The 21,910-nt window shown below is 72.0% G+C and carries 15 protein-coding genes and 1 pseudogene; 4 read left to right on the top strand and 12 right to left on the bottom strand.

What is annotated here, in order from left to right; translation table 11 throughout:
• Positions 1-35 precede the first annotated feature (35 nt).
• From Q0L15_RS05235 to Q0L15_RS05225, 3 genes are read right to left on the bottom strand one after another with little or no spacing between them, the layout of a single operon-like run.
• Entirely contained in the window at positions 36-803 is a 768-nt protein-coding gene (locus Q0L15_RS05235) for a 1-acyl-sn-glycerol-3-phosphate acyltransferase (protein WP_296602738.1), read from the bottom strand.
• A gap of 2 nt (positions 804-805) precedes the next feature.
• A complete protein-coding gene (locus Q0L15_RS05230) occupies positions 806-1,792 on the bottom strand; it encodes a D-alanine--D-alanine ligase (protein WP_296602737.1) in 987 nt (328 codons plus the stop codon).
• Between the two features lie 28 nt (positions 1,793-1,820).
• Complete coding sequence (locus Q0L15_RS05225) at positions 1,821-3,140, bottom strand: PLP-dependent aminotransferase family protein (protein ID WP_296602736.1); 1,320 nt, start codon at positions 3,138-3,140, stop codon at positions 1,821-1,823.
• A gap of 67 nt (positions 3,141-3,207) precedes the next feature.
• Between Q0L15_RS05225 and Q0L15_RS05220 the strand changes: the two genes are divergently transcribed.
• Positions 3,208-3,855, top strand: a complete 648-nt coding sequence (locus Q0L15_RS05220; protein WP_296602735.1) for a GNAT family N-acetyltransferase — start codon at positions 3,208-3,210, stop codon at positions 3,853-3,855.
• Positions 3,856-3,906: 51 nt separating this feature from the next.
• On the opposite strand, the gene trxA is transcribed toward Q0L15_RS05220, so the two are convergent.
• The 7 genes from trxA to Q0L15_RS05185 all read right to left on the bottom strand — a co-directional run bounded on the left by trxA (position 3,907) and on the right by Q0L15_RS05185 (position 12,763).
• Positions 3,907-4,230: a thioredoxin gene (gene trxA / locus Q0L15_RS05215; RefSeq protein WP_296602733.1), complete on the bottom strand. Its 324-nt coding sequence runs from the start codon at positions 4,228-4,230 to the stop codon at positions 3,907-3,909.
• A 91-nt stretch (positions 4,231-4,321) separates the two neighbouring features.
• Entirely contained in the window at positions 4,322-5,320 is a 999-nt protein-coding gene (gene trxB, locus Q0L15_RS05210) for a thioredoxin-disulfide reductase (RefSeq protein WP_296602732.1), read from the bottom strand.
• A 111-nt stretch (positions 5,321-5,431) separates the two neighbouring features.
• Entirely contained in the window at positions 5,432-6,196 is a 765-nt protein-coding gene (locus tag Q0L15_RS05205; protein WP_296602731.1) for a hypothetical protein, read from the bottom strand.
• Between the two features lie 46 nt (positions 6,197-6,242).
• The gene (sigM, locus tag Q0L15_RS05200) at positions 6,243-6,953 is read right to left on the bottom strand and encodes an RNA polymerase sigma factor SigM (protein ID WP_296602730.1); all 711 of its coding nucleotides are present in this window, start codon (positions 6,951-6,953) and stop codon (positions 6,243-6,245) included.
• Positions 6,950-8,839 carry a protein kinase family protein gene (locus tag Q0L15_RS05195; RefSeq protein ID WP_296602728.1) on the bottom strand — a complete coding sequence of 630 codons (1,890 nt, stop codon included), beginning with the start codon at positions 8,837-8,839 and terminating at the stop codon, positions 6,950-6,952. Before Q0L15_RS05195 ends, sigM begins: the two co-directional genes overlap by 4 nt.
• Positions 8,840-8,906: 67 nt before the next feature.
• Positions 8,907-10,586, bottom strand: coding sequence for a murein biosynthesis integral membrane protein MurJ (gene murJ / locus Q0L15_RS05190; protein WP_296602727.1), 1,680 nt, complete (start codon positions 10,584-10,586; stop codon positions 8,907-8,909).
• Positions 10,583-12,763, bottom strand: a complete 2,181-nt coding sequence (locus tag Q0L15_RS05185; RefSeq protein ID WP_296602725.1) for a DUF6049 family protein — start codon at positions 12,761-12,763, stop codon at positions 10,583-10,585. Before Q0L15_RS05185 ends, murJ begins: the two co-directional genes overlap by 4 nt.
• A gap of 134 nt (positions 12,764-12,897) precedes the next feature.
• On the opposite strand from Q0L15_RS05185, the gene Q0L15_RS05180 reads away from it, so the two are divergent.
• From Q0L15_RS05180 to Q0L15_RS05170, 3 genes are all read left to right on the top strand, one after another.
• On the top strand, positions 12,898-14,319 hold the full coding sequence (locus Q0L15_RS05180) for a CCA tRNA nucleotidyltransferase (protein WP_296602766.1): 1,422 nt from the start codon (positions 12,898-12,900) through the stop codon (positions 14,317-14,319).
• A 29-nt stretch (positions 14,320-14,348) separates the two neighbouring features.
• Positions 14,349-15,938: a helicase HerA-like domain-containing protein gene (locus Q0L15_RS05175; RefSeq protein WP_296602724.1), complete on the top strand. Its 1,590-nt coding sequence runs from the start codon at positions 14,349-14,351 to the stop codon at positions 15,936-15,938.
• A gap of 187 nt (positions 15,939-16,125) precedes the next feature.
• The gene (locus tag Q0L15_RS05170) at positions 16,126-17,049 is read left to right on the top strand and encodes a hypothetical protein (protein WP_296602723.1); all 924 of its coding nucleotides are present in this window, start codon (positions 16,126-16,128) and stop codon (positions 17,047-17,049) included.
• Positions 17,050-17,204: 155 nt separating this feature from the next.
• Here the strand turns inward: Q0L15_RS05170 and Q0L15_RS05165 are convergent, their stop codons facing one another.
• Complete coding sequence (locus Q0L15_RS05165; RefSeq protein ID WP_296602721.1) at positions 17,205-21,275, bottom strand: PKD domain-containing protein; 4,071 nt, start codon at positions 21,273-21,275, stop codon at positions 17,205-17,207.
• A 226-nt stretch (positions 21,276-21,501) separates the two neighbouring features.
• Positions 21,502-21,910, bottom strand: a pseudogene (locus tag Q0L15_RS05160) (inositol-3-phosphate synthase); the annotation flags it as partial.

The following is a 21,910-nucleotide window of genomic DNA, read 5'->3' as shown; positions in this document are numbered from 1 at the left end:
CCACACATCACCAAAGCGATATATGGCTTTGTCGACTAATCGCCTTGCTGGTGACGAGCCTTGCGCTCAGCGCGCCGCCGCTTCTCCTCGGCGTCCATGCGGGCGGCCTCCTCGAGGGAGGGGGCGCCGCCGCCGTAGGACGCCGGCAGCCACCACGAGCCGGGCGGTTGCTCCTGGGGCGGGTAGGCACGGATCGTCTGGTCGAGCAGGTCGCCCATCGCGCTCTTGAGCGTGGCGGTCTCGGCCACCGGGTCCGCACCGGTCGGATGGAGGGGCTCGCCCACCCTGATGGCGATGGTCTTGCCGCGCGACAGGTCGCGGGGATGGTCCTTGGTCAGCATCCGCTGGGTGCCCCAGAGCACCACCGGCAGCACCGGGACGCCTGCCTCGGCGGCGATGCGGACCGCGCCGGTCTTGAACTCCTTGAGGACCAGCGCCCGCGAGATGGTGGCCTCGGGGAAGATCCCGACCGCCTCTCCGGCCCGCAGGTAGTCGACAGCCTGGTGGAAGGAGGCCAGGCCCTCGCCGCGATCGACCTCGATGTGGTGCATCGACCGCATGACCGGTCCGCCCACCGGGTGGTCGAAGATCTCGCGCTTGGCCATGAACCGGACCAACCGGCCCGACGGGTTGGCAGCCAGCCCGCCGTAGATGAAGTCGACGTAGCTGACGTGGTTGCAGGCCAGCAGGACGCCACCACGCCGCGGCACGTGCTCGGTGCCGGTCATCACGATGCGCTGGCCGAGCAGCCGGAAGGCGGTCTTGGCCGCCAGGATGACGGGCGGGTAGGAGATGTCGCGCATCGTCACGACCTGCCGCCGCGAGTCACGGCCGCCTGGACCATCGCCGCGCAGACGGCCCCGAGGTCGAGGCCTGCGGCGCTGATGGCCAACGGCACGGTCGAGGTCTCGGTGAAGCCGGGAGCCACGTTGACCTCGAGGAACCACACCCGACCGTCCCCGTCGACGATGAGGTCGGAGCGGGAGACGTCGCGCAGCCCGAGGACCTCGTGGGCCAGCAGCGCCACCCGCGCGACCTCGGCCCCGACCTCCTCGCTCAACGGCGCGGGCGTGACGAACTCGGTGGCGCCGGCTGTGTAGCGCGCGGTGTAGTCGTAGACGCCGCCGTCGGGCTGGATCGCGACCGCGGGCAGCGCCCGCGGGCCCGAACCGTCGTCGACGACCGGCACGGCCACCTCGAGGCCGGTGACGAACCGCTCGAGCAGCGCGACGTCGCCGTACGCGAACGCGTTGACCATGGCGGCCGGGAGCTCCTCGGCGGTGTGCACCACGGTGCAGCCGAGCGCGGAGCCGCTCCGGGTCGGCTTGACCATCAGCGGGAGCCCGAGGCGCTCGACCAGGGCCGCCATCACGGCCGCCGCGCCGAGCTCGCGGAAGGTCTCGTGCGGCAGGCAGACCGACTCGGACGTCAGGACGCCCGCGCGGGCGACCACGGCCTTGGCCACCGGCTTGTCGAAGGCGACCCGGCAGGCGGCCGGCGGTGCACCGACGTAGGGCACGTCGAGCAGGTCGAGCACCTCGCGGATCGCACCGTCCTCGCCGGTCTCGCCGTGGAGCATCGGGACGACGCAGTCCGGCCGGTCGGCGCGCAGCGACGTCAGCAGAGCCGCGTCGACGTCGCGCTCGGCGACCTCCAGCCCGGTGCTGCGCAACGCCTCGGCGACGCGCCGGCCCGAGCGCAACGAGACGTCCCGCTCGTGGGACAGACCGCCGGCCAGGACGAGCACCTGGGCATGGGTCGGGGTGGTGGCAGCCACGTCTTCTCCGCTCACACGAGGATCATTGTCGGGATCAACAGGGTCAGGTCAGGTCAGAGCTGGGCGCGTCGTAACCGCTGCGCACCTCGAGCGTCGGGGCGGAGGCGTTCGCGCCGAACGTCTGGCGCAGCTCCATCTCGGCCTCGAGGACTCCGGCCAGCCGGCGTACGCCCTCGCGGATCCGCTCGGGGGTGGGGTAGCAGAACGAAAGTCGCATCGAGCTGGAGCCGAACCCGTCGGCGAAGAACGCGGTGCCCGGCACGTAGGCCACCCGGGCCGTGACGGCGCGAGGCAGCATCGCCTTGGCGTCGATGCCCGGGGGCAGCGTCAGCCACACGTAGAAGCCTCCGTCGGGCACGTTCCACCGGCAGCTCGCGGGCATCAGGTCGTCGAGGGCCTCGACCATCGCGTCGCGGCGCTCGCGGTACATCTCGCGGAACTGCTTGATCTGCCCTTGCCAGTCGTGCTGGGCGAGGTACGCCGAGACCGCCATCTGGGAGAACTGCGGCGGGCAGAGCGTGGCGGACTCCTGCGCCAGCACGAGCTTCTCGCGCACCGCGTGCGGCGCGAGCGCCCAGCCGACGCGGAAGCCCGGAGCGAAGGTCTTGGAGAACGAGCCCAGGTAGATCACGCCCTCGGCCTCGTCGGCGCGGAGCGCTCGCATCGGCTCGCGGCTGAAACCGAGAAGTCCGTACGGGTTGTCCTCGAGGACCAGGATGTCCTCGCGCCGGCAGATCTCGAGGACCTCGTGACGGCGAGCCGGGGACAGGGTCACGCCGGCCGGGTTGTGGAAGTTGGGGATCGTGTAGAGGAACTTGATCGTCTTGCCGGCCGCCTTGGTCGCCGTGATCGCCTGCTGCAGCGCCTCGGGCACCAGGCCGTCGGCGTCCATCTCGGCGTGGACCACGTCGCACTGGTAGGCCTTGAAGACACCGAGCGCACCGACGTACGACGGCGCCTCGCAGATGACCACGTCGCCGGGGTCGCAGAAGATCCGCGTCACCAGGTCGACCGCCTGCTGGGACCCGACGGTCACGACGACGTCGTCGGGATGCGCGTCGATGCCCTCCAGGCGCATGACGTCGCAGATCTGCTCGCGCAGCTCGGGAACGCCCTGTCCGGAGCCGTACTGCATCGCGACCGGTCCCTGGGTGGCGACCAGCTCGGAGATCGCGCCGCCGACGACGTCGAGCGGCAGCCCGGAGATGTTCGGCATCCCGCCGGCCAGCGAGACCACCTCGGGGCGGGACGCGACCGAGAACAGGGCCCGGATCTCCGAGGCGGTCATGCCGGCCGTGCGCGCGGCGTACCTGTCGACGTAGGAGTCGAGACGGGTGGACGCGCGGGCGGGCTGGCTCTCCATGACCCGTCTAGCATGATGGATGCCGCCGCGGCGCGCAGCACCGGGACCGCGGAGTGGGAGGGACTGCGTGTCACGCAAGATCGTCCGGCTGACGTTGGACCACCTCGACACGTTCGCCCTGCCGTGTCGTTCGTGCGTGTTCTGGGAGCTCGACCCGGTACGCCGTGACCGGGTCGAGGGCGACGCCGCGTGTGCCGCCAAGGACGCCTGGGTCTCCGAGGTGCTGCGCGAGTGGGGCTCGTGCGGGCGTGTCGCGCTGGTCGACGACGTACCGGTCGGCTTCGTCGTCTATGCGCCCGAGGCCTACCTGCCGGGGGCCGGGGGGTTCCCCACGGCACCGGTCTCGCCCGACGCCGTCCTGCTCACGATGGCCTACGTCGATCCCGGGATGCGTGGGGGCGGGCTCGGCAGGATGCTGGTGCAGGGCATGGCGCGCGACCTGGTGCAGCGCGGTGGGATCGCGGCCGTGGAGGCCTTCGGCGACACCGCCGGCCGCCCGGGACGCCACCTGCTCCCCGTCGACTTCTTGAGCAGCGTGGGCTTCAAGACCCATCGCGCGCACGCGACGACGCCGCGGATGCGGATGGACCTGCGGATGGCGCTGAGCTGGAAGGACGAGGTCGAGGCCGCGCTCGAACGGCTCGTCGGCGTGATGAGACCGGCACCCAAGCCCAAGCCGATCACCCCGGCGCCCAAGGCCACGCGCGGCGCCTGAAATGACATCGACCCGCCCGAAAGTTTCGGGCGGGTCGACGTTCGCGGTGCGTCAGATGAGGTCAGCGAGCTCGTTGAGGATCGCGGCCTTGGGGCGGGCGCCGACGATCGACTTCACGACCTCGCCGCCCTGGTAGACGTTGATCGTCGGGATGCCGGTGACGCGGTACGACGAGGGCGTGACGGGGTTCTCGTCCACGTTCATCTTCAGGAACGTGATCTTGTCCCCGTGCGTCGATGCGATCTCGTCGAGGATCGGGGCGACCTGGCGGCACGGGCCGCACCACTCCGCCCAGAAGTCCACGAGGACCGGCTTGTCGGACTTGAGCACCTGAGCCTCGAACTCGGCATCGGTGACGGCGGCGATGTTGCCCACGGGGTTTCCCTTTCGTTGAACGCTGAGGTCTACACGTATCGAACACCACGCCGGGCGGCGATGTTCCCCGCCGCTCCGGACACGGCCCGGCTCAGGCGCCGGCCATCTCGGCGTCGGCGCGGCGCTGGGCGTCGACGGGGCCCGAGGCCGCGTGGTCGAGCTCGGCGAGGTAGCGCTCGGCGTCGAGGGCGGCGGCGCAGCCGGTGCCGGCGGCGGTGATCGCCTGGCGGTAGTGGTGGTCGACCAGGTCGCCGGCCGCGAAGACGCCGGGCAGGTTCGTGCCGGTCGAGGGGTGGCTGGCGATGACGTAGCCGTTCTCGTCGAGGTCGACCTGGCCGGGCAGGAGCTCCGAGCGCGGGTCGTGGCCGATCGCGATGAACAGGCCGGTCGCGGCGAGGGTGCGCGTCTCACCGGTGACGGTGTCGCGCAGGGTGACCGACTCGAGCCGGTCCTCGCCGTTGATCTCCTCGACCACGGAGTTCCACTCGATCTCGAGCTTGGGGTCGGCGAACGCCCGCTCCTGCATGATCTTGGAGGCGCGCAGCTCGTCGCGGCGCACGATCAGCGACACCTTGGAGCCGAAGCGGGTGAGGAAGGTCGCCTCCTCGATGGCGGAGTCCCCGCCGCCGACGACCGCGATGTGCTGGTCGCGGAAGAAGAAGCCGTCGCACGTGGCACACCACGACACGCCGCGGCCGGAGAGCTCCTCCTCGCGCGGCAGGCCCAGCTTGCGGTAGCCGGAGCCCATCGCGAGGATCACCGCGCGTGCCTGGTAGGTGTCGGTGGCGGTCTTGACGATCTTGACGTCTCCGGTCAGGTCGACCTCGACGACGTCGTCAGCGACCAGCTCGGCACCGAACCGCTCGGCCTGCGCGCGCATCTCGTCCATCAGCGCCGGGCCCATGATGCCGTCGCGGAAGCCGGGGAAGTTCTCGACCTCGGTGGTGTTCATCAAGGCGCCGCCCGCGGTGACCGATCCCTCGAACACCAGCGGCGCCAGGTTGGCGCGCGCGGTGTAGAGCGCGGCCGTGTAGCCGGACGGGCCGGAGCCGATGACGATCACGTTGCGAACGGTCTGGGCGTCGGACATGGAGTACGACTCTCCTCGGAGGTGGGATTCGGCGCAGTGGACCTGCGCAGCAGTAGAACCGATCGTAGGCGAGGAATCTTCCCCGGTCGGGGGCGACTGTGCAGCAGGCTCCTACCGCACGGGCAGCGTGGTCGACCGCGTCGGCTCGTCGTTGCCGCACAGGAAGAGGTCGACGACCTGGGTCTCGCCGGTGGCCTTGCGGAAGATCACCGCGCCGAGCTGGCCGTCGTAGCGCGCGGGCACCAGGAGACCCTCGCCCCACCCCCGTGTCGAGCAGCCGGCGCGCAGCGGGCTGCGGCTCAGGCTGAAGAGGCCGTCGGTGGCCGGGCTCACCGAGTCCGCCATCGTGATCGTCCTGGTGCTCGTGTGCAGCCGGCGTACCTGAGCCCCGAAGCGGTCCGAGGAGAGCCGGACCGGCTCGGCGAACGCCAGCGAGCCCGTGACGCCGTCCTTGTCGGCCTCGAGGCTCCCCTGGGGCTCGGGGATCTGATGCCGGGCCCCGCCGTCTCGTTCGGCCTGGGCTGCCGGCGGCGCATCAGCGGCGGCACCGCCGGAGTCGGACGTGGCCGCGGAGCCATCGTCGTCACCCGAGACGGTCAGGTCGACGGAGTTCATGCCGACGCCGATCGCCACCACGGCAGCGGCCGCCACCAGCAGGTTGCGCGCCGTACGACGGCGCCGGGCGGCCGCGAGGTCGGCCGCGATCGCGGCCGACCGGTCGGCGTGGTCCACGTCGCGGCGCTCAGCGGCGAGACCTGTCAGCACGCCGTCGAGTCGAGCCACGACCTCGTCGGGCATCGGCTCGATGTGGCGGGCGTCGGCGAGCAGGCGACGCACCTGCTCCTCGGACGGGCTCAGCTCGGGATCGCGCGGCACAGGGGTCACCTCCTTGCGATGTAGGTCGGGGAACGGGCGCACGGGGTCAGGTCTCGGACGGCGGTCCCCGAGGCGCGTCCGTGGATTCGACGGACCGCAGTCGCGGCGGGTTCCCCGACCGGGGGTGTCCCGGGTCACCCGGTGCCTCGGAGAGCAACGGTGCGAGCACTTCGGCGAGGCGAGCCCGGCCGCGTGAGCAGCGGGACTTCACGGTGCCGACCGCGCAGTCGAGCACCTGGGCCGCCTCGGCCACCGAGTAGCCCTCCATGTCGACCAGCACCAGGGCCGCCCGCTGCTCCGGCGGCAGCTCGCCGAGCGCCTGGACGACCAGGCGACGCCGCTCGCTGCGCACGCTCAGGTCCGCGGGGTCGGCGGTGGCGGGTGTCGCCGACGCCGCCGACCCGCGGTCGCGGTACTCCTCCAGGTCGTCGGGCAACGGGTCGGCCCGGCGTACCTTCGCGCCGCGGATGCGATCGAGGCAGGCGTTGACGACGACGCGGTGCAGCCACGTGGTGACCGCGGCGTCGCCGCGGAAGGTCGCAGCCCGGCGGTACGCGGCGATCAGGCCGTCCTGTAAGCCGTCGGCGGCGTCCTCGCGGTTGCCCATCGTGCGCACCGCGACCGCCCAGAGCCGGTCGCGGTGGCGGGCGAACAACACCCCGAAGGCGTCGGGGTCACCCGCGACGTGCGCTGCCAGCAGCTCCTGGTCACTGGCGGTGTCGGTGGCGTCCGGGCCGAGCTCCCGAGGCTCGCTCATCCGCGGACCGTCACCTCGGCCACCTCGCCGCGGAAGCCGTCGGAGATCGTGGGCAGCGAGGTGAGCCAGACCGTGAGGTAGCGCCCCGACGGCTGGTCGTCGAGCGGCACGCGGGCCCGCGGCTCGTCGGCGGTGCCGGTCGCGGCCGGCTCGAGGTCGTCGACGGACTCCGGCGCCTCGTCGGTCAGGTAGAGCGAGAAGCCGGTGGGCGCACCGACGAACGTGAGGTCGACGGCGGCCACCGTGTGCTTCGCCCCGAGGTCGAGGACCAGCCCGGCGCCCGTCTTGAGGCCGCCGGGGCCGAAGTTCTGCAGGTAGGTCATCGTCCGCCACGATGTCCCCGGATCGCCGTCGACCGCGAGCGGGGCGAGCTCGGGGTTCTCCTCGGGCGGATCGCCCTGCGGGTCGAGATCGGTGGCGGTGATGCCCGTGATCGGGGTCGGGGCGCTGCTCGACGCGGCGCTGCTCGGGGAGGGGTCGTCGTGGTCGTCGGGAACGGTGCCGAGGGGCGTGCGGCCGCGACCGAGGTTGAAGGCGACGACGATCGCGAGCAGCAGCACCAGGCCGCCGGCTATCGCCGCGGCGAGCCGCAGCCAGCTGCGGCCCGGCACCTCCTCGTCGGCCCGGTCGTCCTCACCGGTGGTGAGGGGGCCGGTGCCGGTCGATGACGGCCCGTCGTCCCAGGGCCAGAAGGAGCCGGCCGTGCCTGCGGCGGACCGGTCGGTCGGGTTCGGCTCACGGCGGGGGCGCCGGACGGGCCCGCCCGGGGGGTCGGGCGCGAACAGCGGCCGCTCGGGCGGCTCCTCGAAGGGCGGGGGCGGCGGCGCGGGCTCGGCCCGGGCCGCGATCCACGACACGTCGTCGGTGGCGTCGTCGAAGATCGGGAGCCCGGCCTGGGTCGGGAGCTCGGTCGAGCGGCGTGGCTGCGGGGCGGCAGGCTCGGGGTCCGGCTCGGGGTCCGGCTCGGGCTCCGGCTCGGGCTCCGGCTCGGGCTCCGGCTCGGGCTCCGGCCGTGGCTCGCGCACCGGCGGGTCGCTGATCGCGGGCAGCGTGATCGTCTCGGTGTCGCGGTGTCCGGCTGCGGCCTCGGCGGCGGCCAACCCGGTCGGGTCACCGACGAACTCGGCGAGGAACTCCGCGATGCCGCGTGCCGTGGCCAGGTCGTAGGTCTCACGCAGCCGCGCGCCCCAGCCGCCGGCGTACGGGTTGACGACCTCGTCGCACAGCGCGTCGAGCGGTCGGGGGATCCCGGCGCGCACCTGGCGGGGCCGCAGGACCCGGCCCTGCTCGACCGGTGCCCGCGGCACCGCCGACGGGGACGGACCGGGCCACTTGCCGGTGAGCGCGCAGTAGAGGAGCCCGCCGAGGTCGCTGACGTCCGTCGAGGGCCGGCCCGGCGGCAGCCCGTGCATGGCGGCGTCGACCGCGAAGCCGATCAGGCGTACGGCGCCGCCGTGGTCGACCAGGACGTTCTCCGGCACCAGCCGGCCGTGGGCGACGCCGGCGGCGTGGCCCACGGCGATCGAGTCCGCGACCTCCGAGACCAGCCAGGCCGCGCGACGGGCGCCCAGCGGGCCCTCGTTGGCGAGCATGATGTCGAGGGAGTCGCCCGACCCCCACTCGTTGACGACGAAGCAGAGTCCGTCGGTCTTGTCGGCGTCCAGCACCCGCAGCAGGTGGCGGTCGTGCACCATCGCCGAGCGCCGCGCCGCCTCGAGCAGGGCGGGGGCGCGCTCGTCGTCCGCGGGGAAGACGTGCAGCGCGACGTGCCGCTCGAGGATCCGGTCGTGGGCACGCCAGAACCGGCCGCCCCCGCTCTCGGCGAGCAGGTCGACCAGTCGGTAGCGACCGGCGAGCACGTCGCCGGGCCGGATCGAGCTCGGCACTGCGCTCCCCTCGTCACGTCGGCATCCACGGCAGGTGGCCCGGCCCCATCGTAGGGCGAGGCGCACCTCAGCTGGGGACGCGCCTGCGCCGCACGCGCCCCAGGATCGTGTCGACGACCGCGGTGACCTCGCGCAGGTGGAACAGCCGCGCGCCGAGGACGAGCACGACGACGTCGACGGTGCCGACGAGCACCAGCGTCGCGGCGGCCACCAGCCGTCCGGGGTCGCCGTCGACGCGGTCGATGAGGAGCTTGAGCGCACCGGCGACAGCGGTGGAGAGCGCCGCCACGAGCATCAGCCGGACCAGGAACCGCACCAGGGTGGGGGTCCGCAGGCCTCCGAGCAGGCGGCGCAGCACGGCGTACGACGCCACCGCGCCGACGGCGTACGACGCGGTGTAGGCCACGACGAGCGCGGGCGAGGTGTGCTCGGCGTCGGTCGCGCGCACGAGGACCACGGCGGCCACGATGTTCGTGGCCGCGACCGCGCACTGGATCCAGAAGACCGTGCGGTTGCGCTCGAGCGCGTAGAAGCCGCGCAGCACGAGGTAGTGGGTGGTGAAGAAGACCAGCCCGATGCCGAAGAGCGCCAGCGACGGGGCGTAGCTGCCGTAGTCCCCAGCGGCCGCGCCGTAGCCCCAGATCACGTGGGCGACGTCCTTCGACACCAGCGGCATGAGGAGCGCGAACGGGATGACCACGGCGAGTGCGCTGCGCAGCGTCTCGGCCAGCGAGCGGCTCAGCCCGGCGCGGTCCTGGTCGGCCGCGCGGGCCGCCAGCCGCGGCAGGATCGCGGTGGCGAGCGAGACGGTCACCACCGAGTGGGGGACCATCATGATCAGGAACGTCTGGGAGTAGATCGTGTAGCCGGTGCCCTCGCTGGAGCCACCCGAGCAGGTCGCGGTGCCGCTCGAGGCGAGCCGGACGACCACGGTGTAGGCGATCTGGTTGACGATGACGAAGAGCACCGTCCACAGGCCCAGCCGCAGCGTGTGGCCCAGGCCGGTGCCGCGGAAGTCGGTGCGGGGGCGGAAGCGGAACCCCGCCGAACGCAGGTAGGGCAGCAGGATCAGGAACTGCAGCGCGATGCCCAGCGTCGAGCCGAGGCCGAGCAGGAGCTCCTGGCCGGGCGTGAAGGGGCCCAGCAGCTCCGCCCCCCGGGCGGGCCCGAACACGACCAGGTAGACGACGAGCACGAGCACCGAGATGACGTTGTTGGCGATCGGCGCCCACATCATCGGGCCGAAGCGGCCGCGGGCGTTCAGGATCTGCCCGACCAGGACGAACATCCCGTAGAAGAAGACCTGCGGGAGGCAGAAGCGCGCGAACGCCACCACCGACTCGCGCTGGGCGGCGAGACTGGCGTCGTTCCAGCACGAGGACAAGAAGACCGACATCACCCACGGTGCCGCCAGCACGAGCAGCACCGTGACGCCGCCGAGGAAGAGCCCGGCGAGCGTGATGATCCGGTTGGTGTAGGCCTCGCCCCCGTCGGGGTCGCGCTGCATCGCGCGGACCAGCTGCGGGACGAGCACGGCGTTGACGACCCCGCCCGCCAGCAGGATGTAGAGCATGTTCGGGATCGTGTTGGCGATGTTGAACGTGTCCGCGTGCAGCTGGGTGCCGAGGGCGGCCGCCAGCAGAGCGGAGCGGACGAACCCGCTCATCCGCGACACCACGGTGCCGGCGGCCATCACCGCGCTGTTGGCGAGCACGCGCTGCTGCTCGGACTGCTGATCCTCGCTCACGACCGGGCCGCCGTCCGGATCCGCCGGACCAGCCGGACCAGGATCGCGCCGAACAGCAGCGCGACCCCGGTGCCGATGATCAGCCAGATCACGTTGCTGACCCGGTTGGACCGGATGGGCAGGTCGTCGTAGGAGCCGATCGGTACGTCGTCGAGGTCGGTGAGCGACAAGGTGACCGTCCGGATGCCGACCCCCGACGACGAGGCGTTGATCAGGACCGTCCGCTTGCTGTCGGCGCCCACCTCGATCGCGTCCGCGGGGACGCTGAGCTCCAGGGGGGCTTCCACGGTCGCGCGGACCTTGACGCTCACCGGCTCGTCGAGGCCGTTGGTGATCGTGGCGGCGAACCGGCCGCTGCCGCTGGAGAGGATCACTCCCTTGGGTGCATCGATGCGGACGCTGCGCAGCCGCTCCTCGATCCACGCCCGGGACGCGTCGGCGGAGGCTCGAGCGGTCTCGGCGTGCAGCCGGCTCGGGTAGGAGGTGTCGGTGAGTGCCTCGTCGCGGATCACGGAGGCGACCTGGTCGTTGCGGGTCAGCAGGTTCTGCAGGGTCTCGCCCGCCTGGACCAGGTCGCCGGCGGCGGTGAACATGTCCGCATCGAGCTCGAGCCTGCGCTGGCGGTCGGGGTACTGGAGCCGGTCGACCGGGACGTCCGTGCCGGCGCGGCTCGTGATCGCGGCGAGGTCGGTCAGGTCGAGCCAGTCGACGTCGAGGCCCTCGAAGAAGCCGGTCACCGACTCCGGGGACCACGTCGACGGCAGCGTCACGACCAGCGGCTTGCGACCGGGGGTGAGCAGGCGCACGGCCGCCTCGGCCAGGATCCGCTGGCGCACCGCGAGGGGGTCCATGCGCTCGGTGGGTCCGGGACCGCCCGAGGCCGCCCCCGAGGAGGACACGACCAGGGTGCGGCCCTCGGTCCGGGCCACCGTCGGTGCCTTGGACCGGAACATCCGGTCCGTGACCAGCACCGTGGTCTTCGGGTCGGCCATCCGGATGCCGTCGGCGTCGATGTACCCCGACGGCGAGGACACCGCCGGCGAGGTCGGCAGGCCCCACGGCGCCAGGTCGCCGTCGGCGCGCTCGCGCGCGTGCCGGTAGGCGTCCTGGTCGTACCTCGCAGCGGCGGCCACGTCCATGTCGCCGTACGGCAGCGTCAGGATCTCCTGCCCCTCGAGGCCGCTGTGGAGGTTCTCCAACCAGCGGGACCCCTCGGTGGCGGCGTCCTGGAGCTCGGGGCTGAGCTCGGCCGGCTCCCCGTCGCCCTCGTCACCCGGAGCCGGGGTCTGCTCGGTCGGAGAGGCGCTGGCGTCCGGGGACTCCAACCCGCCGGTCGCGTCGGGGTCCACCTCCTCGTCGGTGGTCGCGGCGAGCGAGCGGGGCGGGTTCCCCGAGACGAGCTGACGTACGGCGTCGGGCACGGCGGGGTCGACGAGCCAGGTGATCGGCCGCGAGCCGGCTGCCACGCCGAGCTCGACGAGCGAGCGCAGGGGACCGCCCTCGCCGAGCGAGTGGACCCAGCCGTCGATGTCGCTGATCGACCCGTCGTCGGCATGCGTGATCTGCCGCCGGATCGGCACCACGAGGGCGGCCTGGACGGTCTTCTGCACCTGGTTCTTGCGCGGCTGCGACACCAGGGGGAGGAACGTCCGGGCCCGCCCGTCGGCGAACTGGTCGGTGCCGTCCTCGGTGGTCCCGAGAGCATGCACGCCGAACCAGTAGACGCCGTCCTCGTCGGCGTGGAGCTCTGCGCGGGGGATCGAGAGGGAGTACGTCCTGGACTCCCCCGGCGCGAGCTCGTCGACCTTGTTGTAGGTCCCCTCGGTGAGGATCCGTCCCCCCAGGAACGCGTCCTGCCCGGTGGCCGCCGCGTCGGCGAGCTCGGAGGTCGTGGTCATCGGATCGTCGGAGACGAAGGCGTAGATCCCGATGTCGGTCCAGGTCTGCACGTCGCGGTTGGTGACGGTGCCACTGACCCGGACCCGGCCCGTCTCCGGGATCTCGGAGGGGGTCAGGCTCTCGATCGTGACGCGCAGCGGCGTCGCCGAGGCGCGCGAGGCCGACGAGGAGTGCGCGATCGGGTTGGCCGCGGCCGCCGCCTCGACCGGCGAGGCGAGCAGCACCCCGGCCGTCACCGCTCCCGCGAGGGCGGAGAGCAGCGAGACCGGGCGGAGCACGCCAGCGACTCTAGTGGCCACCATCGGTCGCTGTCGGGGCGACCGGGCCGACCGGGGCCGACGGGACCGAGCTCGACCGGGAGCGACCACTAGACTCGACTCCCGTGCCCGACGCCCCGCCCCCGCCCCTCTCCATGGCCGACGCCCAGCGGGCGGTCACCGCGGAGCTGGACCGCATCGCCCCCGTGATCGACGCCCTCGGCGAGCGGTTCGCGGCTGCCGGTCACGAGCTGGCGCTGGTGGGCGGGCCGGTGCGCGATGCGATGCTCGGGCGCCAGCACAACGACCTCGACTTCGCCACCTCCGCGCGGCCCGAGCAGACCGAGGCGCTGCTCAAGGGCTGGGCGGACGCGATCTGGGACATGGGCCGCTCCTTCGGGACGATCGGCTGCCGCAAGGGGGACTGGCAGGTCGAGATCACGACGTACCGGTCCGAGGCCTACGACCCGAGCTCGCGCAAACCGACCGTGGACTTCGGCGACACGCTCGCCGGCGACCTCGGTCGCCGCGACTTCACGGTCAACGCGATGGCGGTGCTGGTGCCGGGTCGCGTCGTCGAGGACCCGTACGGCGGGGTGGTCGACCTGGCGCACCGGGTGCTGCGCACGCCGGGCCGGCCCGAGGACTCCTTCTCCGACGACCCGTTGCGGATGATGCGCGCGGCCCGGTTCGCCGCCCAGCTCGGCTTCAGCGTCGCCCCCGAGGTCGTCGAGGCGATGACGGCGATGGCGGGTCGGATCGAGATCATCTCCGCCGAGCGGGTCCGCGACGAGCTGGTCAAGCTCGTGTGCGCGCCGTACCCCCGCCTCGGGCTGCGGCTGCTCGTCGAGACCGGCCTGGCCGCGATCGTGCTGCCGGAGCTGCCGGCGCTGGCGCTGGAGCGCGACGAGCACCACCGCCACAAGGACGTCTACGAGCACACGCTGACGGTCCTCGAGCAGGCGATCGACCTCGAGCCGCGGCTGCCGGGCGGCGGGCCGGACTTCGTCGCGCGGTTCGCCGCGCTCATGCACGACATCGGCAAGCCCCGCACCCGGCGGTTCGTCGACGACGGCACGGTGACCTTCCACCACCACGACGTGGTCGGGGCGAAGATGACCCGCAAGCGGATGAAGGCGCTGCGGTTCTCCAACGACGAGATCGAGGCCGTCAGCAAGCTCGTCGAGCTGCACCTGCGCTTCCACGGCTACGGCAGCGGCGAGTGGACCGACTCCGCCGTCCGCCGCTACGTCCGCGACGCCGGCGACCAGCTCGAGCGGCTGCACGTCGTCACGCGCGCCGACTGCACCACGCGCAACCAGCGCAAGGCCGACCGCCTCCGGCGGACCTACGACGACCTCGAGGCGCGGATCGCCCGGTTGCGGGAGCAGGAGGAGCTCGACTCCTTGCGGCCCGACCTGGACGGCAACCAGATCATGGAGATCCTCGGGGTCGGGCCGGGCCGGCAGGTCGGTGCGGCGTACAAGTACCTGCTCGAGCTGCGGATGGACCGTGGGCCGATGTCGGAGGAGGAGGCCCGGGCGGCACTGCTGGCCTGGGCCGCCGAGCAGGAGTAGCGCCACCGACCGAGCCGTAGGGTGCGGTCATGACTGCGGACAACCCGTCCCCCCCGATCGCCGAGCAGGTGGCCGCCGGCTACCGCTTCGAGGGCCCGGCCCTCGAGCTCGGTGGCCTGATGCTGGACGCCGACGAGCTGGTCGACGTCCCCGTCCGGATCCCGCTGGCCATGCTCAACCGGCACGGCCTGGTCGCGGGCGCGACCGGCACCGGCAAGACCCGGACGCTGCAGCTGCTGGTCGAGCAGCTCAGCGCCCAGGGGGTGCCGGTGTTCGCCGCCGACATCAAGGGCGACCTGTCCGGGCTGGCGCAGCCGGGCCAGGGGGGCGAGAAGCTCACCGCCCGCGCCGCGAGCCTGGGGCAGCAGTGGACCGCGACCGGGTTCCCCGTCGAGTTCTACGCGATCGGCGGCGTCGGCTCCGGGCTCCCGCTGCGCGTGACGATGAGCGCGTTCGGGCCGACCCTGCTGAGCAAGGTCCTGGGGCTCAACGACACCCAGGAGTCCAGCCTGGGCCTGGTGTTCCACTACGCCGACCAGGCCGGCCTGCCGCTGCTCGACCTGGCCGACCTGCGGGCCGTGCTCGGTCACCTGCTCGGTGACGAGGGCAAGGCCGAGCTCAAGGCGCTCGGCGGGCTGTCCGCGGCGACGGCCGGCGTGATCCTGCGCGAGCTGATCGGCCTGGAGGACCAGGGCGGCGACGTCTTCTTCGGCGAGCCCGAGTTCGAGTCCGGCGACCTGCTCCAGCTCGCGCCCGACGGGCGCGGTCTCATCTCGCTGGTGGAGCTGCCGCAGCTGCAGGACCGGCCCGCGGTCTTCTCGACGTTCCTCATGTGGCTGCTCGCCGACCTGTTCCACGACCTGCCCGAGGTCGGCGACGTCGACAAGCCCAAGCTCGTCTTCTTCTTCGACGAGGCACACCTGCTCTTCGCCGACGCCTCGAAGGCGTTCCTCGACCAGGTCGCCCAGACCGTGCGGCTGATCCGCTCCAAGGGCGTCGGGGTGTTCTTCGTGACCCAGAGCCCCACCGATGTGCCCGACGCCGTGCTCGCCCAGCTCGGATCGCGCGTCCAGCACCAGCTGCGCGCCCACACCCCGAACGACGCCAAGGCCCTCAAGGCCACCGTGGCGACGTACCCGACCTCCGGCTACGCCGACCTCGGCCAGGTGATCACCGGGCTCGGCATCGGTGAGGCCGTCGTGACGGTGATGGACGAGCGCGGTGCCCCCACCCCGGTCGCGTGGACCCGGCTGCGAGCGCCCGAGTCGAGGATGGACCCCTGCGACCCGGACGTGCTCACCGCGGCGGTCGCGGCGAGCCCCCGGGCGGCGAAGTACCAGACCCCGATCGACCGCGAGTCGGCTCGAGAGATGCTGGCCCAGCGGCTCGAGCAGGGCGCGGCCAAGCAGGAGGAGGAGCAGGCGCCCGCGCCGTCCCCCGACGCCGAGCGCCACATCCCGGTGCCCAAGCCGCCCAAGCCGCCGAAGCCCAGCACCAAGAAGCCGGCCGAGCAGGACGGCGTCGTGGAGCAGGTCGTGAAGTCCGCTGCCTTCAAGGACTTCATGCGCACCGCCGCCCGCGAGATCGCACGCGGGATGTTCAAGACCGGCCGGCGCTGAGCGCTGGTTCCGCAGCGGCTCTTCAGTTCAATTGTTGGGTTCGGCACCGGTTACCAGCCGGTAACCGGTGCCGAACCCAACAATTGAACGATTGGTCGCGCGCCGGGGACGGCCGCAGGACGTCCGGCCGGCCGCTGCCTGTGGATGACGCGCACGCGCCTCCTAGCGGCGAGGCAGGGTGCTGCGCATGTTCGATCCGAAGAAGCCGTTCAGGAGCGCCGACGCCGTAGCCGCAGGAGTCTCGCGTCGCAGGCTCGCGGGCGTCACGTTCCGCAGCCTGGTGCGCGGCGTGATGATCTCGACCGAGGCGCGGGTCGAGCACCGTCAACTGTTCGAGGCGGCTCTCATGGTTCATCCGGAAGGCGCTTGGTTGAGCCACACCAGTGCTGCCGCGGTCTACGGGATCGTCGTTCCTGACGACCCCAACGTCCACGTCAGCGTGATCGACGCCAAGGACCGGCGCTGGCACCCCGGACTGAAGCCGCACGTCGCGCCCCCTCACACCGAGGTCGTGGTCCGCGACGGGCTCCGGGTGTCCGGTGTCGTGAGGATGTTCATCGAGCTGGCCGCGGTCTTGAAGCTCGTCGACCTCGTCGTGGCGGGCGACAGCCTGTGCCGAGTGCTCAAGGTGCGCGCCGACTGGCTCCGGGCCGAGCTCGTCAAGTCGACGGACTACTGGTCGGCGGCAGCTCGGTACGCGGCCCAGTTCGTCCGCGACCGGGTGGACTCGCCGATGGAGACTCGTGTGCGCATGCTGCTGGTGCTCGCCGGTTTCGCGGAGCCCGAGGTCAACCTCGAGATCCGCGATGAGAACGGCGACGTCATCCTCAGGTTCGATCTGGCCTTCCGGCTGGCGAAGGTCGCAGTCGAATACCAGGGGCGTCCCCATGTCGAAGTCATCGCGAACTGGAAGCGGGACATCGAGCGTGGCGACATCACCGACAACCTGGAGTGGCGGGTTGTCGAAGTCATCAGCGATGGGGTGTACGTCGATCCGCAGAGCACCCTCGATCGGGTGGCCGCGGCGTTGCGGGCGCGGGGCTTCCCGGTGCCGCAGCGCTTCGATCCCGAATGGATCCGGCACTTCCCACCGCGTCGGAGGGCCGCCTGAGGACGGGTCCGGCCGGCCCTGTCAGGGGCGAAATCGTTCAATTGCGCCGTTCGGCACCGGCTACTACGTGGTAACAGGTGCTCAACCCAACAATTGAACGGAAGACGGCCGCCCGGACCGAAGCCCGGGCGGCCGCCGTGGAGGACCAGCGCCGACTAGAACCTGAACCGGTCGACGTACGCCCGGCCTGTGAGCACGACGAGCTTGAGCTGGTGCTCACCGGAGCCCAGCCGCCGCAGCACCTTGTGGAAGACGAGCGCCGGCCTCTGGTTCTTGTTCTTGAAGCTGATCGTGGCCACCCGTCTCCCGTCGACCATCAGCTTGGCCTTGCCGCCGTGGACCGAGCGGCCGAAGAAGATCTCCGCCCGGGGGCCCTCGAAGCTCACGGACAACGTGTCGCGGCCCGAGCCGCGGCCGGCGTTGTCGCAGTAGTGGCCGCCGCCGGCGGGACGCACGGTGCGCCAGCTGCCGTGCCGCGCGACCTTCGGCGACGCGCAGTCGATGGTGGTGCGCGCACCCGGGCCAGGACCGGGGCCAGGACCCGGACCGGTCGAGCCGCCGCTGACCGCGACGGTCACGGTGTCGACGTCGGTCGCCCCGGACGGATCGGTCACCAGCAGCGTGACGTCGTAGGTGCCGACCTTGTCGAACGTGTGGCGGGCGAAGGCGCCCGACGCGTCCTTGGTCGAGCCGCCGTCGCCGAAGTCCCAGCTGTAGTCGAGGTCGTTCGGCGTCTCGGCGTCGGTGCTGCCCGAGCCGCTGAAGCGGACCGTGTCGCCCACCGTCACCCGGGTGTCGGAGGCCGTGGCCCGCGCGGTCGGCTTGGTGTTCGTCGGCCCCGGCGTCGGCGCCGGCGCATAGCCGTAGTCGAACGCGCCGCACCCGTTGCCCATCGAGAACCGCACCGATCCCGTGAGGTCGCCGTCGGACGTCGCGGGACCGTTGGCGGCGCCGGACATCGAGAGCACCTGGAAGCCCAGGCAGCCGTACTGGAAGCGCCACGGGTTCGCGACGTCGGCGTACCGGCTGTCGACGACGGTGTTCGATGGGTCGGTGTAGTTGTCGGTGTGGCCGGCCCCCGAGTCGGAGTACGTCGAGCGCGCGACCGCGGCCGTGAACGCCGCGTCGTCCAGGTTCGGGGTGTCACTGCCCGGCTCGGGCGTGGAGTCGAGCGGCGACTGCGCCGGGGGCGAGTCGGTGCCGGCGTTGCCGTAGCCGTGCGCCTCGTCGGTGTAGGAGAGGTAGAGCCCCGGCTCGAAGCCGATCGGGTCGCGGTCGATCTGGCCGTGCCCGTCGAGGTCGAAGCCGGAGCGGTCGCGCATCTCCAGGTAGTAGCCGTGGTCGAAGTCCGCCTCGTCCCCGGCGGCCACGAACCGCCAGCCCTTGGTGCAGCTGCCGCCGGGGTTGTCGGCCTGGCAGCCGCCGTTGAAGATCCGCGGGTCGCTCGGTCCGCCGTCCTTCTCGAGGTCGGTCTGCAGCAGCACCTTCTCCCCGCTCGGGGTGGTCGCGGTGACCTTGAGGTCGTCGATGAACCAGCCCGGCCGCGCGACGCCCGGGTCGCTGGAGTAGCTGAACCGCAGCACCGGCGCCGCGGATCCGGCCAGGTCGGAGATGTCGAAGCTGTCGGCGACGAACTCGGAGTCGGGGTAGTTGCCGAGCGTCCGGTCCAGCTGGACGGTGACCGGGTCGGTGTAGGAGGCGCTCGAGCCGGTGATGCCGTTGCCGTACGCCGCCTGGCAGGAGCTCTGGTTGGGGTTGGACGCCTTCGGCGTCGTGGTCGGGGTGTCGCGCAGCGACGGGTGGGATGCGAACGTCTTGCCGCCGTCCTTCGAAGTCAGCACGAAGCCGTAGTCGAAGTCCCACTCGGTGTCGAACAGCGACTTGAAGTCCAACCGGACGGTCGAGCCGGCCGGCAGGTCCTTGAGGCCGGGGATCGCGACGTCGAGGTTGTGGCCGCCGCCGTCGGTGGCGCAGCCGAAGTCGTTGCCGGACCCGGAGTACCACGCGTGGGTCTTGGAGGCCTTGTCGCCGGTGTCGAACTTCGCCGGGTCGAGCAGCTGGCGGCCGGGGAGCTTGGCGACGTACATCAGCGAGTTGTGGACCACGCCGTCGGGACCGTTGGTCAGCGTGTACGGCGTGCCGTCGGGCCTGGTCCAGTGGATGGTGCCGGTGTCCTGCTTGGAGTCGGTGAACCCGGTGACCGTCCGGGTCTCGCCCTTCCTGAGCACCTCAGGGACGACCCAGCCGAGCTCCTGGCGCGAGAACGCGTCCATGTTCTGCGACTTGTCGGTCGCCATCAGGTTCCAGTCCCCGTAGGTCTCGCGGCCGCCGAGGGAGTAGAAGTCCGGCAGCCCGAGGGAGTGGCCGTACTCGTGCGAGATCACGCTCGCCTTGTCGATGGCGGTCTCGGGGTTGAGGTTGTAGGGCCCGACCCGGACGAACACCTTGAGGGCATCGCCCTTGTCGGTGGTCGTCATGTCCTTGTAGGTGGTGTCGGTGTACCAGAGCGGCCGGCCCTCGAGGTCCTTGAGCTGATCGTCGGTGGTGAAGCCGGGCAGACCGGTCTTGGGGTCGGTGTAGTAGTACTCGAGCGAGGAGCTGTGCGGCCAGATGTTGTCGTAGGGCAGCAGGTCCTGCGGGTCGCTGGTGCAGGCGGCCAGCTGAGAGGCGCCGTTGCCGCCGCAGCCGGCGAAGACCGCCATGAAGAAGTCGACGACGCCGTCCTTGTCGGTGTCGTAGTCGGAGTAGTCGATCTCCGGGTCGGCGATCGCCGCCGCGTCGACGACGAGCTTGCCGGTCGGGCCGCAGCCGCTGTCGATCTGCATCAGTGCGGCGATGCCGGTCAGCGAGCCGATGACCGCCGAGCCGGCGCCGTCGGAGCCGTAGTAGCCGGTGGTGCCGGGCAGGTTGTAGACGCCGTTGGTGATCCGCTCGGTGTACGTCGGGCCGCCGACGGTGCCGGGAGCCGGGACCGTGCCGAGGGGCGTGTCGGTCTGGGTCAGGCCCAGGCAGGTGCTGATGGTCGTCGGGTCGATCCGGGTGAAGGGGAAGCCGGGCTTGTAGCTGGCGAAGTCGGCCGTGGCGACGCCTGCCGAGGGCACAGTGCCGTTCGGGAAGAGCTGGCCGAGCGACATCTCCTGGTAGAGGTTGAACGTCGAGCCGGGCTTGGCGGGGGAGTTGATGACCTCCTCGAGCTGCTCGCCGGTGTGCGAGGCGGTGTAGGCACGGTCGCGGTACTCGACGGGGATCACCGGGAACGGGCGGTCGCCGTACCGGGCGGTGTCGTAGGCCTCGCTCGGCGGGATCACCTTGGGGCCGTGGCTGACGACGGTCTGGCTGCCGGTCGTCGCGGTGAGCCGCGCCGTCGTGGACAGGTCGCGCCACACGACGGTGGGGTCCTGGCCGACGGTGTCGGCCCTGCTCTCGAGCACGAGCGTGACCCTGCCCGGCACGGTGCCGGTCGCGGCCGGCACCGACGGGATCGTCCAGGCCAGGTCGCTCGCGGTGAACGGGTGCGTGCCGGGTCCGCTCGCGCCCACGATCGAGGTGCCGGCGGGGGCGGTCACGGTGACGGTGGCGTTGAGGACCGGCGCGGCCGTCGGGTTGGTGACGATGATGCGCGAAGGGTAGGTCTCACCCGGCTTCACCCAGCCGACGGCGGAGACGAAGCTGTTCTCGATCTGCAGCCCGGTGGCGGCGGCGCGCACCACGACCGCGCCGGCGCCGGCGTCGGCCGCGGCGTGGTCGTCGTACGTCGCGTCGACCGCGCGCAGCCCGAGCCGCAGCGCGTCGGCGCTGCGCGGCAGGCCGGCGGTGAGGGCGCCGGGGACCATCGTGGCGAACGTGCCGTCGTCGGCCGCGGTGACGTCCTGGGTGCCGAGGACCCGGCCGGTCGCGTCGGTGACCGCGAGCGTGAAGCTCGCCGGGACGCCCGCACCGGTGGTCGGCACGGCGGTCAGCGAGGTCTGGCGCAGCGTGGTCACGGTGCCGGAGACCCGGAACCGCGCGCCGCGCTCGATCGTCGCCGACTGGCGGTCGAAGGTGACCGACAGCGCGTGGGCGCCGATCGGGCGGGGTGTCGGCGCGGCGGCCGGTGCGCTCGCCGCGGTGGCGCCGGGAAGGACGGCCGCCGAGAGGCCGGTGGTGACGGTGACGGCGAGCGCGGCGGTGACCGCTGCGGTGCGCCAGCTGCGCGGGTGGTGCTGGGTGCGCGGAATCATGCTCATGGGTGGACGCAATCTCGGGAGGGGTCGCGGGGTGGCGACGCGGTGCCACCCCAACGACGGGTCGGATCGGCTGGTTACGAGCCCTACCCGGATCCCTCAACGGACAGACTCCGTCCACCTCTCGGTCTGGACCCCTGGTCTGGACCGGCCGACCGCCTCGGGCCGAAATGACGTCGACCCGCCCGAAAGTTTCGGGCGGGTCGACGTCATGGATGGATCGGGAGGGTCACTCCTCGCCGCGGATGAAGGCCTCGACGCGCGCGCGGCCCTCCTCGTCGGGCAGCTGCACCGGCGGGGACTTCATCAGGTACGACGACGCCGAGATGATCGGGCCACCGAGGCCGCGGTCCTTGGCGATCTTCGCCGCGCGGATCGCGTCGATGATGATGCCGGCCGAGTTGGGGGAGTCCCAGACCTCCAGCTTGTACTCCAGGTTCAGGGGAGCGTCGCCGAAGTTGCGACCCTCGAGTCGGACGTAGGCCCACTTGCGGTCGTCGAGCCACTCGACATAGTCCGAAGGACCGATGTGCACGTTGCGGTCGTGGACCTTGCCGGCCAGCTCGCCCTGCAGGTTGGAGGTCACGGCCTGGGTCTTGGAGACCTTCTTGGACTCCAGGCGCTCGCGCTCGAGCATG

The organism is Nocardioides sp., from assembly GCF_024509035.1.
GTDB lineage: Bacteria > Actinomycetota > Actinomycetes > Propionibacteriales > Nocardioidaceae > Nocardioides.
Note: the sequence above shows the minus strand (reverse complement) of the source record. Positions and strands in the feature narration are given on the sequence as shown.